13 protein-coding genes and 1 tRNA gene are annotated in these 15,523 nt (G+C 66.5%); 11 read left to right on the top strand and 3 right to left on the bottom strand.

From position 1 onward, the window contains the following. Positions 1-67: 67 nt before the first annotated feature. Positions 68-139 (bottom strand) — tRNA-Arg (locus tag WD184_09560). 61 nt (positions 140-200) lie between these two features. Between WD184_09560 and argS the strand changes: the two genes are divergently transcribed. From argS to prfA, 8 genes are all read left to right on the top strand, one after another. Further along, on the top strand, positions 201-1,871 hold the full coding sequence (gene argS / locus WD184_09555) for an arginine--tRNA ligase (protein ID MEX0826978.1): 1,671 nt from the start codon (positions 201-203) through the stop codon (positions 1,869-1,871). A 134-nt stretch (positions 1,872-2,005) separates the two neighbouring features. Continuing rightward, the gene (locus tag WD184_09550) at positions 2,006-2,533 is read left to right on the top strand and encodes an ACT domain-containing protein (protein ID MEX0826977.1); all 528 of its coding nucleotides are present in this window, start codon (positions 2,006-2,008) and stop codon (positions 2,531-2,533) included. Next, complete coding sequence (gene thrC, locus WD184_09545) at positions 2,530-3,549, top strand: threonine synthase (GenBank protein ID MEX0826976.1); 1,020 nt, start codon at positions 2,530-2,532, stop codon at positions 3,547-3,549. Before WD184_09550 ends, thrC begins: the two co-directional genes overlap by 4 nt. A 239-nt stretch (positions 3,550-3,788) precedes the next feature. Then, positions 3,789-4,469: a fructose-6-phosphate aldolase gene (gene fsa, locus WD184_09540; GenBank protein MEX0826975.1), complete on the top strand. Its 681-nt coding sequence runs from the start codon at positions 3,789-3,791 to the stop codon at positions 4,467-4,469. 63 nt (positions 4,470-4,532) lie between these two features. Beyond that, positions 4,533-6,026, top strand: a complete 1,494-nt coding sequence (rho, locus tag WD184_09535) for a transcription termination factor Rho (GenBank protein MEX0826974.1) — start codon at positions 4,533-4,535, stop codon at positions 6,024-6,026. Between the two features lie 32 nt (positions 6,027-6,058). Beyond that, on the top strand, positions 6,059-6,349 hold the full coding sequence (locus tag WD184_09530) for a type B 50S ribosomal protein L31 (GenBank protein MEX0826973.1): 291 nt from the start codon (positions 6,059-6,061) through the stop codon (positions 6,347-6,349). After that, entirely contained in the window at positions 6,350-7,288 is a 939-nt protein-coding gene (locus WD184_09525; protein ID MEX0826972.1) for a DUF1385 domain-containing protein, read from the top strand. It begins immediately after the preceding gene. After that, positions 7,288-8,364, top strand: coding sequence for a peptide chain release factor 1 (prfA, locus tag WD184_09520; GenBank protein ID MEX0826971.1), 1,077 nt, complete (start codon positions 7,288-7,290; stop codon positions 8,362-8,364). Before WD184_09525 ends, prfA begins: the two co-directional genes overlap by 1 nt. A gap of 30 nt (positions 8,365-8,394) precedes the next feature. On the opposite strand, the gene WD184_09515 is transcribed toward prfA, so the two are convergent. Both WD184_09515 and WD184_09510 read right to left on the bottom strand, forming a co-directional pair. Further along, positions 8,395-11,283: an insulinase family protein gene (locus tag WD184_09515; GenBank protein MEX0826970.1), complete on the bottom strand. Its 2,889-nt coding sequence runs from the start codon at positions 11,281-11,283 to the stop codon at positions 8,395-8,397. A 55-nt stretch (positions 11,284-11,338) separates the two neighbouring features. Next, positions 11,339-13,240: a prolyl oligopeptidase family serine peptidase gene (locus WD184_09510; GenBank protein MEX0826969.1), complete on the bottom strand. Its 1,902-nt coding sequence runs from the start codon at positions 13,238-13,240 to the stop codon at positions 11,339-11,341. 118 nt (positions 13,241-13,358) lie between these two features. Here WD184_09510 and prmC point away from each other — a divergent pair, with 118 nt between their 5' ends. The 3 genes from prmC (at position 13,359) to WD184_09495 (ending at position 15,481) form a co-directional block, all read left to right on the top strand. Continuing rightward, on the top strand, positions 13,359-14,150 hold the full coding sequence (gene prmC, locus WD184_09505) for a peptide chain release factor N(5)-glutamine methyltransferase (protein ID MEX0826968.1): 792 nt from the start codon (positions 13,359-13,361) through the stop codon (positions 14,148-14,150). 117 nt (positions 14,151-14,267) lie between these two features. After that, positions 14,268-14,843 (top strand): L-threonylcarbamoyladenylate synthase, encoded by a 576-nt coding sequence (locus tag WD184_09500; protein MEX0826967.1) that lies wholly within the window; start codon positions 14,268-14,270, stop codon positions 14,841-14,843. Continuing rightward, positions 14,840-15,481 (top strand): hypothetical protein, encoded by a 642-nt coding sequence (locus tag WD184_09495; protein ID MEX0826966.1) that lies wholly within the window; start codon positions 14,840-14,842, stop codon positions 15,479-15,481. The genes WD184_09500 and WD184_09495 overlap by 4 nt, the downstream gene beginning before the upstream one ends. The last annotated feature ends 42 nt before the right edge of the window (positions 15,482-15,523 follow it).

Here is a 15,523-nt window from a genome sequence, read left to right as displayed (position 1 = left end):
GAGACTGGAGACTGGAGACTGGAGACTGGAGACTGGAGACTGGAGACTGGAGACTGGAGACTATTCGCGCCCTCGGCAGGATTCGAACCTGCGCTTCCGGCTCCGGAGGCCGACGCTCTATCCCCTGAGCTACGAGGGCTGGGAGGTGGCGAGTGTATCAACGCACCTGGAGGCCAAACCCCGCCCGTTACGATCCATGGATGAGCGAGTTTCCCGACACCATCCGAGCGGCGATCTCTTCCGCCCTCGAGGCTGCCGTCGCCGACGGGAGTCTTCCTGGGGTCGGGTCGTTCGACTTCGTGGTCGAACGGCCTCGTGACCGGGAGCACGGAGACTGGGCCACGAATGTCGCCCTGGCTGCCGCCAAGCCGGCAGCAAAGCCCCCCCGTGAGGTCGCCGAAATCGTGCTGGCCCACCTGCCCGCGATCCCTCATGTCGTCGGCGTCGAAGTCGCTGGCCCCGGGTTCCTCAACTTTCGCCTGGCGGCGTCCTGGTACCACGAGGTGCTGCGAATCGCTGCGAAGGGCGGTCCCGATCACGCCCGCTCGGATTTCGGGGCGGGCGAGCGGATCCAGGTCGAGTTCGTCTCATCGAATCCCAACGGTCCGCTACACATCGGCCATGGCCGGGGGGGCGTCATCGGCGATGTGCTCTCTCGGATGCTCGAGTACGTGGGCCACCCGGTCACGCGGGAGTACTACTACAACGACGCTGGGGTCCAGATGGACCGTTTCGGTGCCAGTCTCGAAGCGCGTTATCTCCAGGCGTTGGGTCGCGACGCCGAGGTGCCCGAGGACGGGTATCACGGCGCATACATCGCAGAGTGGGCAGCCGAAATGGCCGCCGAGATCGGCGATGCCTCTGCCGACCTTCCGGAGGAAGGCCGCCGGTCGGCGATCCGGCAGTGGGGTTTGGCGCGGGCGATGAAGGACATCGAGGAGACTCTGGAGTTGGCCGGGATCTCATTCGACGTCTGGACGAGCGAGAACGATCTTCATGACTCGGGTGCTGTGGCAGCGGCGATCGATGAGCTCCGGGAGCGGGGCCACATCTACGAGGCGGAGGGGGCGATCTGGTTCCGCACCACCGACTACGGGGACGAGAAGGACCGGGTGCTGGTGAAGTCGGATGGCACCTACACCTACATCGCCCCCGACGTGGCCTATCACCGCGAAAAGTTCGAGCGGGGATTCGATCGGGTTATCAACATCTGGGGCGCCGACCATCACGGTTACATCCCACGGATGAAGGCCGCGGTCGAGGCCATGGGTCACCAGCCGGATCAGTTGGAGATCGTGATCAACCAGATGGTGAACGTCAGTCGCGGCGGTGAACCCGTCCGCATGTCGACCCGCGCCGGCGAGTTCATCACGTTTCGGGAAGTGCTCGAGGAGGTGGGCGCCGATGCCACCCGGTACAACCTTGCGGCCTACAGCCCCGACACGACGATCACCTTCGACCTCGAGGCCGCCAAGGCGCGGTCTATGGACAACCCCGTCTACTACCTCCAGTACGCCCACGCCCGCATGGCCGCTCTCGAACGGTTCGCCTCCGAACAGGGTGTGACCCGCCGGCCCCTCGAAGACGTCGACCTGTCGGTGCTCGACCACCCGGCAGAGGTGGCGTTGCTGCGCGAGATAGATCGGTTCGGCGAGGAGGTACTCGAGTCGGCCAGCCGGAGAGCGGCGCACCGTCTCACTGCCTACGGGTACGACTTCGCCACGGCGTTCCATCGCTTCTACTCGGACTGCCGGATCGTCACCGAGGACGATGCCGTCACCCAGGCGAGGCTGTGGCTGGTGGAGGGCGCCAAGAGCGTCATGGCGGGGGTCCTTGGTCTGCTCGGGCTGACGGCTCCCGAAAGCATGTAGGAACACCAGCCCCGGCCACGGCTCCATCCCCAGCCAGACCATGCCTCCAGTCTGGCTGGGGATGGAGCTGGAGCGGGGGCGGGCCAGGAAGCCCGGCCCAAGGCGGCCGGAGGCCGCCCGCCTACCCTCCCGGGATGCGCACCATCGGAATCGGCATTGCCGGGGCAGGGACGGTTGGCGGCACTCTCATCGAACGCCTCGTCGCCGATCGCGCCGCGGTCACCGCGCGGACGGGACTCGATCTCGAAGTGCGCCGGGTGGCCGTGCGCGACCTCGCCCGTCCCCGATCGGTGGCCCCCGATTTGCTGACCGCCGATGTTATGGAACTCGTCGATGACGATCGCGTCGACCTCGTCGTGGAGGTGACACCCGCGATCACCGGTGGCGCCGGGTCCTTCGCCTCGACACCTACTCAGTGGTGTCTCCGTCTCGAGGTGGAGGACAGTCCCGGGGTCCTCGCCCAGATAGCCGGAGCATTCGGCGCGGCGGGAGTCAGTATCAAGTCGGTGCGTCAGGACGGCCGCGGGAACCGTGCCACGCTGCTGATGGTCACTCACGGTGCGCCGGAGGCGGCTCAGCGGTCGTCCGCCGAAGCGTTGCGCCGGCTCGACGCGGTGCGCGAGGTTGCCTCGGCGATCCGGGTCGAAGGCGACGAAGCGTGACCCACGGAGTCATCGAGCGTTATCGAGGCCGCCTCCCGGTCACGGCCAACACCCCGATCATCACCCTCGGGGAGGGGAGCACGCCACTGATCCTCGGGAGACATCTATCGGAGATCGTCGGCCGATCGGTCCACTTGAAGATCGAGGGGGCCAACCCGACCGGGTCGTTCAAGGACCGGGGGATGACTCTGGCGATATCGAAGGCCGTCGAAGCGCGGGCGAAGGCCGTGGCTTGCGCCTCCACCGGCAACACCTCGGCATCGGCGGCGGCGTATGCAGCCCGTGCCGGGATCGAATGCATCGTGGTGCTGCCCGCCGGCAAGGTGGCGCTCGGCAAGCTCGCCCAGGCGATCCGCCATGGTGCCCGGATCATCACGGTGGACGGTTCCTTCGACGCCGCGCTGCGCGCAGTGCAGGAACTCGCAAAGGTGCATGAGGTGACTTTGGTCAACTCCATCAACCCGTTCAGGCTCGCCGGACAGCAGACCGCCGCCTGGGAGGTGGCCGACGATCTTGGCGGCGCCCCCGCGGTGCACGCCCTACCGGTGGGCAACGCCGGGAACATCACCGCCACCTGGCTCGGTTACCGGGCCATCGGGGCGGCTCCGCAGATGTGGGGGTTCCAGGCAGCGGGAGCGGCACTGTTGGTACTCGGCGCGCCAGTGGAGCAGCCCGAGACCGTGGCGACCGCCATTCGAATCGGCAACCCCGCCTCATGGGCGGGCGCCGTAACGGCCCGGATGGAATCGGGTGGTCTGATCGCTGCGGTGACCGACGAGCAGATCATGGAGGCCTATGACCTCCTCGCTTCGAGAGAGGGCATCTTCGTCGAGCCCGCCAGTGCCGCCGGGGTGGCCGGGATCATCGCCCTCGGCGACCGGCTGCCCGAGGGCCCGGTGGTCTGCACCCTCACCGGCCATGGACTCAAAGACCCGGAGACAGCCGCCGGCGCATCCGAACTCGGAACCCCGGTCCCACCGTCGGGAGAAGCGGTAGCCCAAGAACTCGGCTGGTAGTACCAGCCCGGCCACGGCTCCCGCTCCGGCTCCAGCCAGCAGGGCACGCGCTCGTGCCACCCGCCGCCGGTCTGGCCGGGGCCGTGGCAGGAGCTGGGGCCGGTCCCGCGAGGCTTTGCCGATGGCTCAGGACCGTCTACAATCGATTTTGGGTATTCGACCCAACCTTCTCGACCCCGACATCTGGACGGCGCCGCCGTGCCCCTGTGTAGGTCGAGGCTCCCGGCTCGGAGGCATCTTTGAAGCTCTTTCTCGACACGGCCCACCTTGCTCATATCGAAATCGCGGCGGGGTGGGGAATTCTCGACGGAATCACCACGAATCCGACCCTTGCCGCCAAGGAAGGGCTCGAATTCGAGGACTTGATCCGCAAGATCACCGATCTGGTGCCGGGGCCGGTCTCGGCGGAGGTCGTCGCCGAGGACCGTGACGAGATGGTCCGCCAGGGTCAAGCACTGCGAAAAATTGCCGATAATGTCGTGGTCAAGGTTCCGATGACCCAGGAGGGCATCGCGGCCGGTGCCCGTCTCGTCGAGATGGGCCATCCGATCAACGTGACCCTCGTCTTTTCTGCCGCTCAGGCGATTCTGGCGGCGAACATCGGGGCCACCTTCGTCTCCCCCTTCCTCGGAAGGGTCGACGACATCGGGAACGACGGACTCCAATTGCTGTCGGAATTGGTGGAGACCTACACCGTTCAGGGATACGAGACCGAGATCCTGGCGGCGAGTCTGCGCCACCCCCAGCACGTCGTCGACTCGGCCCGGATCGGCGCAGACGCCTCGACCATGCCATTCGAGGTGATGGAAAAACTCTTCAACCACCCGCTGACCGACATCGGCAACCAGCGGTTCACCCAGGACTGGAACGCATATCAGCAGGCGCTCACCGAGCGCAAAGGCAAGAGTGCGAAGTCGTAGGAACGCCTCGGGATCGAGTCCCCGCGGTCTTGCGGACCCCACGCTTGTAGGGAAAGGGATCAAATGACCAGCAGAGCCAAGCTGCAGGAAAAGAACCTGGACGAGTTGCGCACCATCGCTGCAGCGATCGACGTACCCGACCACCAGTCTCTTCAGAAGTCGAAGCTGATCGCCGCCATCCTCGAGTCGGACAAGTTCGATGGCAGCGACGCCCCTGCTCCCGTCGACCTGCCGGCCATCGAGGAGCGTCGCAGCGGCGATGACGGCGATTCGAGCCGGGGGGACGGCCAGCCGCGGGTCGGCGGCGATCGCAAGCCAGCCGAGGGATCCGACGATGACGACGACGGCAACCGCCGGCGCAACCGCAACCGCCGTGGCGCCCGCCCCGCGAGCGGTGGCCAGCAGCAGCACCAGCAACAGTGGGACGACTCCGATGCCGAGGTGCGCGAAGGGATCCTCGATGTCCTCCCCGAGGGCTACGGGTTCCTTCGCTGTACCGGGTACCTCCCCGGTGAGAAGGACGTGTATGTCTCGGCCACGCAGGTTCGCAAGTTCGGGTTGCGTCGCGGCGACGTGCTCAGCGGCCCGATCCGCCCTCCGCGGTCGCAGGAGAAGTTCCCGGCGCTGATCCGCATGGACCACGTCAACGGAATGGGTGTGGAAGAGGCGCATCGCCGTCCCAAGTTCGGCGATCTCACCCCGCTGTTCCCCGACCAGAGACTCCGTCTCGAAGTCGAGGGCCAGCCCAATCACGTGCTCGCCCGGATCGTGGATCTCATCGCCCCCATCGGCAAGGGGCAGCGCGGTTTGATCGTCTCCCCACCGAAGGCGGGCAAGACGACCGTCCTCAAGGAGATCGCCAACTCGATCAGCCACAACAACCCGGAATGCCACCTGATCGTGGTCCTGGTCGATGAGCGCCCCGAAGAGGTGACCGACATGCAGCGATCGGTGAAGGGCGACGTGATTTACTCGACCTTCGACCGGCCGGCCGAAGAGCACACCCAGGTGGCCGAATTGGCCCTGGAGCGCGCCAAGCGCCTGGTCGAGGTCGGTCAGGACGTCGTGATCCTGCTCGACTCGATCACCCGCCTGGCACGCGCCTACAACCTGGCGACGCCCGCGTCGGGCCGAATCCTCTCCGGTGGTGTCGACTCGACTGCCCTCTACCCGCCGAAGCGCTTCTTTGGCGCCGCCCGCAACATCGAAGAGGGCGGAAGCCTGACGATCCTGGGAACCGCTCTCGTCGAGACCGGTTCGAGGATGGACGAGGTCATCTTCGAGGAGTTCAAGGGCACCGGAAACATGGAACTGCGCCTCGACCGCAAGCTCGCCGACAAGCGGGTCTACCCGGCCATCGATATCGAGGCTTCCGGAACCCGCAAAGAGGAATTGTTGTTCGATCCGGACGAGCTGATCCAGGTGTGGCGTCTCCGCCGCGTCCTGCTGGCGCTTCCGGAGCCGGCGGCAGGGCTCGAGCTGTTGATCGACCGCTTGAAGAGCACCAAGTCGAATGCCGAGTTCCTCGCCGACGTGGCGAAATCGGCCAACAACTGACGGGCTAACCTGCCCGCCGAACAAGGAACAGTGTGAGAAAAGACATCCACCCCAACTATCGCGAGGTCGTCTTCGTCGACACCTCGTCGAGCTTCAAGTTCCTCACGCGGTCGACGATTGCGACGTCGGAGACCATCGAGTGGGAGGACGGGAACACCTATCCGATGGTCCGGGTCGAGATCTCGAGCGCCAGCCACCCGTTCTATACGGGCAAGCAGATTCTCGTGGACTCCGGGGGACGGGTCGAGCGCTTCCGCAAGCGGTACGGTCGTGAGACCTTCACCGGTGCCGACGGGTCCGACGCCGCCGACTCGGACGCCTAGGTGAGCCGCCCTCCGGGCGCCACGGTCGGGGGGCAAGCCGTCATCGAAGGCGTGATGATGCGCGCCCCCAATGCCTGGTCGGTCGCGGTCCGCAGGCCTGACGGCATCATCGAGGCGCGGCGCAACCGCTTGCCGCGCCTCTCGATGCGCTCGTCGTGGGCCAAAGTCCCCCTCATTCGTGGGGTGCTCGTTCTCGCCGAGTCGCTGACCCTGGGGTTCCGGGCCCTGTCGTGGTCGGCGCGCAAGGCGGGGGTCGAAGAGGACGGCAAGGAGCTGACCAGTGGCTCGATTGCCCTAGCGATGGTCTTTGCCCTCGTTCTCTTCGTGGGGCTGTTCATGCTGCTGCCCCTGTTCGCTGCCCGTGGGGTCGAGAGACTTGCGGGGAGCGACTCCGACGTCCTCTTCAATGTGGTCGACGGGCTCGTTCGGTTCGGTATGTTCATCGGCTACATCTGGCTGATCGGCCGCAGCAAAGACATCAAGCGCGTGTTCGAGTTCCACGGCGCAGAGCACAAGACGATTCACTCCTACGAGGCGGGCGAAGCCCTTGCCGTCGAGCAGATCCAGAAGCACAGCCCCCGCCACCCTCGTTGCGGCACCAACTTCCTGCTGATCGTGATCATGGTGGCGATCTTGGTGTTCACCGCCATTGGCCGGCCGGCCCTGATCTGGCTGGTGGCGAGCCGCATCTTTCTCATTCCGGTGATCGCCGGGGTCTCGTACGAGATCCTCAAGGCGGCGGCCGATAGCAAGTGGCTGTCGTTCGTTTCCAAGCCTGGCATCTGGTTGCAGCGTCTCACCACGTCCGAACCCTCGGACGATCAGGTGGAGGTGGCGGTGGCTTCGCTCCTCGCCGCCCTCGATCCCGAGGAGCGTGATGAAGTCGAGGCCCGCGGTCCGATCGCACCGGGTGCCCTCGGCTTCGTAATGTCCTCCTGATGGACCAGCCTCTCGTCGATCGGATGACCGAGGTCGAGGTCGCCTACGGGGAGACCATCGAACAGCTGACCGATCCCGAGATTCTCGGCGATCAAAGTCGCTACACCGAGGTGGCCCGCAGGCACTCCGAGTTGAAGGGCCTGATCGAGGTGTATCACCAGTACCGGGCAGCTGACTCCGAGGCGTCCGAGGCCCTCGAGCTTTCCAGGGAGGAATCCGATCAGGGTGTATCGGCGGAGTTGAAAGAGATGGCCGAGGAGCGGGCGGAGACCGCAGAGCGTCTGGCCCGGCGGTTGCGGGTGATGCTCGTCCCCAAGGACCCCAACGACGAGAAGGATGTGATCGTCGAGATCAGGGCAGCCGTCGGGGGCGATGAGGCTGCCCTGTTTGCCGCCGACCTGTTCCGGATGTATCAGCGTTACGCCGAGCAGCATGGCTGGTCGATCGAGCCCCTCAACACGTCACTTTCGGAATCCGGTGGTTTCAAGGAGATCACCTTCGCGGTCAAGGGCCGGGGGGCGTTCTCACGGTTCAAGTACGAGGCCGGCCCCCACCGGGTACAGCGGGTTCCCAAGACCGAGTCGCAGGGACGGGTCCACACCTCGGTGGCGACCGTGGCAGTGCTGCCGGAAGTGGCGGACGTCGAGATCCATGTGGACGAGAACGACCTGCAGATCGATGTGTTCCGATCATCCGGGCCCGGGGGCCAGTCGGTGAACACCACGGACTCGGCGGTGCGGATCACCCACAAGCCCACCGGGCTGGTGGTCATCTGCCAGGACGAGAAATCCCAGCTGCAGAACAAGGCCAAGGCGCTCAGGGTGCTCCGAGCGCGCCTCTATCAGATCGAGTTGGATCGGCAGCACGCCGAGTTGGCGGCGGATCGCAAAGGCCAGGTGGGGTCGGGTGACCGCTCGGAGAAGATCCGCACCTACAACTACAAGGACAACCGGGTTACCGACCACCGAATCGGGTTGAGCATCAAGCGGCTCCCCGAGGTCCTCGAAGGCGACCTCGACGACTTCATCGACGCCCTCGTCCTGGATGAGGAGGCGCGCAGGCTATCCGCGGGTTAGCTGGTGGCTGGTGGCTGGGATTTGCCGGCGTCAGCCGGTAAATCCCACGGGCACCAGCCGCAGTTCGATGTAGTCGTCGAGCGTGATCAGTTGGCCGGCCAGCGTGCGGACTGCATCGATCTCCATGGCCGCGACCCGATCGATCCGGCCGATGATCTCGCTGTAGAACTCGCCGGGGTTGAAGGCCGAGAAGATGATGGCTTGCGCCAATGAGGCGTTGTTGATCAGCTCGTAGTTGCGCAGCACCTGTTCCCTGCCCACCGTGAACTCCTCGTCGGTTGGTCCTTCGACTGCGAGATCGGTCAGGGTCTCGAGCACTGCCTCCGCGACGAGCCCGAGGTTCTCGGGATCGCCGTCGACTCTGATGATGATGTCGACCAGGTCTTCCGGATCCTCGACGACGGCGATCCGGACGGACGGCGAGTAGGAGGCCGAGAGTTCCTCACGGATCTTGGTGGTGAGGCGGTCCTGGATGATCGCTTCGAGGATGGCGGCAGCCACTCTCACATCCGGATCGAGTGTCAGCGGTGTGCTGAACAGGTAGACGATCCCGCCTCTCACTCCGGTGCCGGCCTCGACCACTTCCTCGACGACCCCGGCTGGGGACGCAGGGCGCACGTTCGTCTGGTCCTCGCGGCCCGGGGCCGCGGGCAGGGTGCCGATGTAGCGCCTGACCAGGTCTTCTGCCTCGGGCACCTGGAAGTCACCGACCAGGGCAAAGACGAAGTCCCCCGCGTTGCCGAAGCGGTCGGCGAACGCCGCGCGCACCTCCTCGAGATCGAGCGCGGCGAGCTCTTCGGGGCTCACCAGGTGTCCGAACCGCTGATCACCGGGGAATCGAATCTCCGCCAGTGCCACCGCCACGGCCCGATCGGGCACCGCGTATGGGTCGCTCACGATCGGTGCCCACCGCTTCTGCACGATGTCGATCGCGATCGGATCGAACCGGGGAGCACTCATCTGGAGGTGCAGCAACTGCATCAGGGTTTCGAGATCCTTGGTGGCCGCCTCACCAAAGAAGCCTTCCTCCACCTCGGACACGTAGGGCACGAGCGAGACGGTCTCGCCCTCGAGATGCCGTTCGAGGGCGACGGCGTCGAGGTCGGCGATGCCGCTCACCCCGATTATCGAGTCGATCAGCTTTGCCTCGGCGACCGCGCTCTCTGCCAGGGCGGCCCATCCGCCCGGGCTGCTGGCCAGCAGCGTGAGGTGGCCGGCATGGATCGTCGTCGGAAAGAGCACGACCGTCGCACCGTTCTCGAGCACGATCATCGGCAGGCCGGTATCGGAGAAAGTGCCGCGCGAAGTTGTCTCGGCGGGCTCCGGTCGAGCCATCAGCGGCCCTACCTCGATCACCTCGTCTGCACGGGGGAGGGCGGGGGTGGAGGCCACTTGTTCGATCAAGGCGAGGAGCTCCGCCTCACTGGGGAAGAGGTGTGCCGCGGACTCGGGTCCGGCGAGGATGACGAGCGGGTGCGTGCTCTCCACGGTGCCGGCGTACGCGGTCCAGACCTGGTCGACCGTCATCTCGTCGAGGATGCGCAGTTGGATGTCTCGCCACGCCTCCGCCGTCGGCGCGGGATGGTTGCCAAGGAAGTGCTCGGTGTAGGCCGCGGCATGCTGGCGGTCCTGGGTGGAATCGCGCTGGTCGTACTCGGCTTCGACGAGCGCCCGGTAGCGCTCGACGGCCCGGGAGACCTCGTCCTCGGTGAAACCGAGGGCACGAGCCCGCTCCACCTCGATCAGCAGCCACTCCGTCGTCGCGCCCAGGTCGGCGGGGTTGGTGTATGCCGCCACTCCAGGGCTCGCCTGGGTCCGCACCAGCGGGTTGGCAGCGAAGGAAGGGTCGAAAAATGGGGTGACGGTGCCCAAGGTGTCCTCATGGAGCCTCGTTGCGAGGATGTCGAAGGCGAGTTGGGAGGCCACCTCGCGGCGCACGGACCCGACGGTGCTCGGATCCCCGGCCACGGGCACCGGGTAGTTGAGTTCCACGAATGTCTCTGGCGACTCGGGATCGGCCATTATCAAGAAGGCAGGCTCGGTGAATGCCTCGGTCGGAACGATGGGCACGGGATCGAGGCCGCCTCGTGGCACCAGGTCGCCGAACCGGTCCTCGATAAGCACCTGGATGTCGTCCGCGTCGAAATCACCGACCGCGATGATCGCCATGTTGTCGGGCCGGTACCACCGGTCGTAGAAATCACGAAGGCCTTCGACTGTCGTCGTGTCGAGGAGTGCCGGTCCCGCTAGCGGATTGCGCTCGGCGTAAAGGGTGCCGGCGAGAAGGCGTTCGGTGACGCCCACGAAGTAACGGCCCCAGAACCCCTGGTCGCGGATGCGCCACTCCTCGAGGAGAACACCGCGCTCTAGATCCACCTCGCCTGGGTCGAGCGTCGCGGCGGAGGCCCACTCGAAGAGGACATCGAACCCCGCCTCGATCGTCGCCGGATCGTCGGTGGGGAGATCGAGGAAATAGACCGTCTCCTCATAGCTGGTGTACGCGTTGATATCGGCCCCGAATTCCGAGCCGAAACGCTGCAACACGCGAATCAGTTCGTTGGCCGGATAGCGCTCGGTTCCGTTGAACATCATGTGTTCGAGGTAGTGGGCGACTCCCCGCTGGTCTGCCGTCTCCTGCACCGACCCGGCCTTGACCGCAAGCCTCAGTTGGGCTCGCGCACCTGGCGCGGTGTTCTCACGGATGTAATAGGTGAGGCCGTTGCCAAGGACGCCCCGGCGGACCTCATCGTCGAGGGCGAGGAGTTCCTCGTCGCCGGGAAACTCGCCGTCCGGCGGAGGGATCGTCGGTGCGGTGGTGGTCCCTGGCCCGGCGGTGGTGCTGGAGCCGTCCGTCGCAGTGCCGCCGCAGGCCCCGCTCACGGCAGCGATGGTGAGGAGCAAGGCAAGGGTGCGCCGCATAGGCACGGGACTCTACGCCCTCACCGGTTGTCGGCATTTCGATCGTGGACCCGGGTCATACGGAGCCGCCGTCGTCTGTTCGGTCGTGGGGGTCGAAGCCGAGCACCCGGCCAAAGAACGCCAATTCCGCCTCGAGCGCACCGATGCGGGCCGAAGCCCCTCGGAAGCCGTGGGCCTCGCCGGTAAACTCGATGTATTCGACGTGTACGCCGTTGGCGAGCAACCGATCACGCATCGCATGGGCCTGGGAGGGTGGCACCACCTTGTCCTCGGAGCCCTGGAGCAGCAGTACCGGGGCGGTGATTCTGTCGCAATGGGTGACAGGGGAGCGCTCGATGTACCGGTCGCGGGTGGCCGGGTACGGTCCGACGAGGGTGTCGAGGTAGCGCGATTCGAACTTGTGGGTGTCGGCGGCGAGCGTCTCCAGATCAGTGACGGCGTATCTGGCCGCACCTCCGGCGAACTCGTGCCGATGAGCGAGCGCTGCCAGGACGGTGAACCCGCCAGCGCTCCCACCGCGAATCACCAGGCGCGAGGCGTCGGCAAGACCCCTTCGGGCGCACTCGGCCGCCGCCAGGGCGCAGTCGCGGACGTCGACGACACCCCATTGGCCACGGAGCCGCTCGCGGTACGCCCTTCCGTGGCCCGTCGACCCTCCGTGGTCGACGTCGATGATGGCGAAACCCCTGCTGGTCCAGAAGAGACGCTCGGGGTCGAGCCCCATCGAGAGACGTGAAGTCGGCCCGCCGTGGATGTTCACGATCGCCGGTGGCGCCGCATCCTCCGGACCGGTGTGGCTCGGATGCTGTGGTGGATAGCAGAGGGCATGGGCCGGGCCGTCGGGGGTGTCGAAGACGATCTGCTCGGGGATACTCGTGAATCCAGGGTCGATCGGCTGGCCGTCGGGGCTTCGGATCACCTCGACTTCACCCGTGTCCACATCGATTCTCACCACCGATGTGGGGCGATCGAATGCCGCCGCAACCGCGAAGACCGAAGAGCCTCGCGTCGCGATCGACGTGCCCAAGGACTGAAACGGCAAGTCGAGCTCCCGCGGCTGTGGCTCGACGACCACCAACCGGTCCCCGTCCACCGCCTCCTTGGCGACCACGAGTCGTCCGTCGCCGAGGAAGGCAAAGCGTCGTAGACCGAGATTCCACATTTCCTGGCTGTACTCGGCCTCGTCGATCAACACCGGCGTGACCGTCGAGTCGAACCTATAGAGGTTCCACCACCCGGTGCGGTCCGAAGCGAAGTACAGCGCACCGTCCGGTCCCCACTCGGGCTGCAGGACCGACTCGGCCGACCCGCCGGCGACATGAGTTGGTGCTCCGATTTCGAGTCCGGTGGCATCGATGTCCGCGACCCACAAGTCGGTGCCATCCCAGGGCATGTTCGGGTGATCCCACGTGAGCCAGGCAATGCGCCGTTGATCGGGCGAGAGCCGCGGAGTCGCGAAGAAGTCGTGGCCGGAGGCCACGACCGCGGGCGCACCCCCCCCGAGGTCGATCCGGGCAAGCGAATTCTCCGGCTCCCCTTCCGGCGAATGCCGCTCCTGAACCCCGATCGCCCATCCGGCCCCCACAGTGAGATCGGCGAATCGTGGTCCGGGCTCCTCTGGGGGAGTGATGGCGTCGGCGCGATCTTCCTCGAGGCGATACCAACGCTGATCGTCGAACCGGGCGGCATACACCACACCCCCAAAGGGGATGTAGGCCGCCCCGCCGTATTCGTGGACACGGCTCCGGGCGTCGAAGTCGGCGGGCCCGAAGTCGGCGATCGTGCCTGCGCCGTCGCGGCGCACCAACGCCGACCGGCCGCCCTCGTGTGGCCGGCTCTCGACCCAATAGAGATCGGCGCCGTCGACCCTGATGGCGTCCGTAAAACGGATACCGCTCCGGGTGGCCGCGTCGGCCGAGATCGGCGAAGGCCAGGAGCCGTAGGGGAGAGAGGGCATCCGGTGAAGATAGGCGATGCGCAAGGCGCAATGCGCAATGCGCAATGCGCAATGCGCAATGCGCGAAGTGATGGCGGGCAGCTGGCAGCGGCAGCGGTCAGCGGGATACCCTTTGTTTATGACCCTGCCTGCGCACGAGCTCGCCCGCCTTTGGGCTGCGGTCAGCGGCCGATCCGCGTCGGCGCTTGCCGTCGACTCCGGCTTGACCGTCGATGAGGCCCGACGATTGGACCGCCTGATCGCCCGTCGTGAGGCGGGCGAGCCTCTCCAGTACCTGGAGGGGACGGTCGACTTCGGGCCGCTCACCCTGAAGATCGACCCGCGGGCCTTGATCCCCCGCCCCGAGACCGAGCGGTTGTGGGAGGAGGCGGTGCGCTCGCTCGGCCGGGCTGGCCCCGGGACGGTGATCGCCGACCTGGGGACCGGGTCAGGGTGCCTGGCGCTGGCGTTGAAGCATGCGTTTCCGGAGGCGAGGGTCTTCGCCACCGACATCAGTGAGGGCGCGTTGTCGCTCGCCAAGGAGAACGCCGCGATCACCGGTCTCGAGGTCACCTTTCTGCATGGCGACCTCTTCGAGCCCCTACCGGACGAACTGCACGGCCGGATCGATTTGGTGGTGTCCAATCCGCCCTACGTGGCATCGGGCGACCACCTCCCCGCAGAAATCCGCGATCACGAACCGCACCAGGCCTTGTTCTCCGGTCCCCGCGGAACCGAGATCCTCGCCCGCATTGCCGACGATGCCCTTTGGGCGGTCGGAATCGGTGGGTGGGTCCTGTGCGAGATCGGCGACGGGCAGTCCGAAGAGGCAATGCAACTCTTCTCGGCGTTCGACCGAGAGATTCGCCAGGACCTCGCCGGCCGCGATCGAATCCTGGTCGCCCGCAAAGGAGCCAGCTGCTGTGGGTGAAACCCCGCGATGCGCAATGCGCAGTGCGCTACCCGATACGAGCTTGGCCCGTCAGCGCATAGCGCATCGCGCTTTGCGCTCCTCCTCCGCCTCGCTCGATGCGGCTTCGGGGGCCAAGTGACACGAGACGCGATCGCCGATGCACTCGATGCGCTTCAGCGGGGGCTTCTGGTCGGGGTGCCGACCGATACGGTCTACGGGGTCGGGGCGGATCCCTTCAACCGCGAGGCGGTAGCGCGCCTCTACGAGGTCAAGCAGCGGGATGCCGCAACGCCGATACCGGTGCTCGGGGCTGACGCCGACGCGTTCGCCGGGATCGCCGATCTCAGCGGTTTGGGAGCGGTCGACGCGGTGGGTCACTGGCCGGGCGCTCTCACGGTCGTGGTGCCGAAATCACCGGATGCTCCGGCGTGGATCGGCGACGACCGCGGGACCGTCGCGATCAGAGTGCCCGACCACCCTGTCGCCCTCGAGCTGCTCAAGGCGGCGGGTCCGCTTGCGGTGACGAGCGCCAATCGGAGCGGGGAGCCCCCGGCACGCACAGCCGACGAGGCGAGGTTCGCTCTCGGATACGGCGTGGCGGTGTACCTCGAAGGAGTCGCCCGGCTGGGAGAGGCCTCGACGGTGGTCGACCTGTCGGGGCCCGACCCCGTCGTACTCCGCCAGGGGCCGATACGGTTGAACCCGAAATGAGCCGCCAGAAGGGTTCGCGTCGGCCTCCGAAAGCCGAACGCGAGGCCTACATCGCCCGATACACCCGCGACAAGTCCGAACGCATCGTGGCCCGCGCCGAGCGGTTCCGTGACCCCAACGCCCGGCCGCGCCGGTGGCCGGCGATCGCATGGGCGACGGTGCTCCTTCTCTTCGCGTACTTCTCGGCGATCGGGGCGGCATTCGCGTTCGAGGACGGCGACAGCCGTAACGCCTGGGCCGGGGTGGCGACCGCGCTGATCATTGCTCCGCTATCGCTGGTGGTGCTCGGCCGCGTGTCCCGGGCGCCTACGCCGATCAAGACGGGCCTGGTGCTAGCTCCGGCTGCAATCGGGAGCTTCGTGCTGTTCTCGGTGTTGACCAGCGACCCCGGCAGCGCGGTCGTGCTCTGTTTCGGGGTCGCCGGCGCGCTGGCGCTCCGGGTCGATCCCGGAGTCCACTCGGTCTGGCGGCGGATCGGGACCGTCGGGTTCTTCCTCCTGGCCACGTTCCTCTTCGGTCTGCTCTCGGTCGACGGATCGGCGACGATCGCCCCCCTGTTCGCCTACACCGCCAGCGGCATCACCGACATGATCACCGAGCGAGAAGCGAGGCGACAGGTCCCCGGGAGGCCGGGCTAAGCGGATCGACCGCCAGCTCCCGGCCGTGACGCGGATGTGCTG

This window comes from Acidimicrobiia bacterium, assembly GCA_040878325.1.
GTDB lineage: Bacteria > Actinomycetota > Acidimicrobiia > Spongiisociales > UBA11373 > JAUYIV01.
The sequence above is the reverse complement of the archived record's forward strand: the minus strand, read 5'-3'. Positions and strand labels throughout refer to the sequence as shown.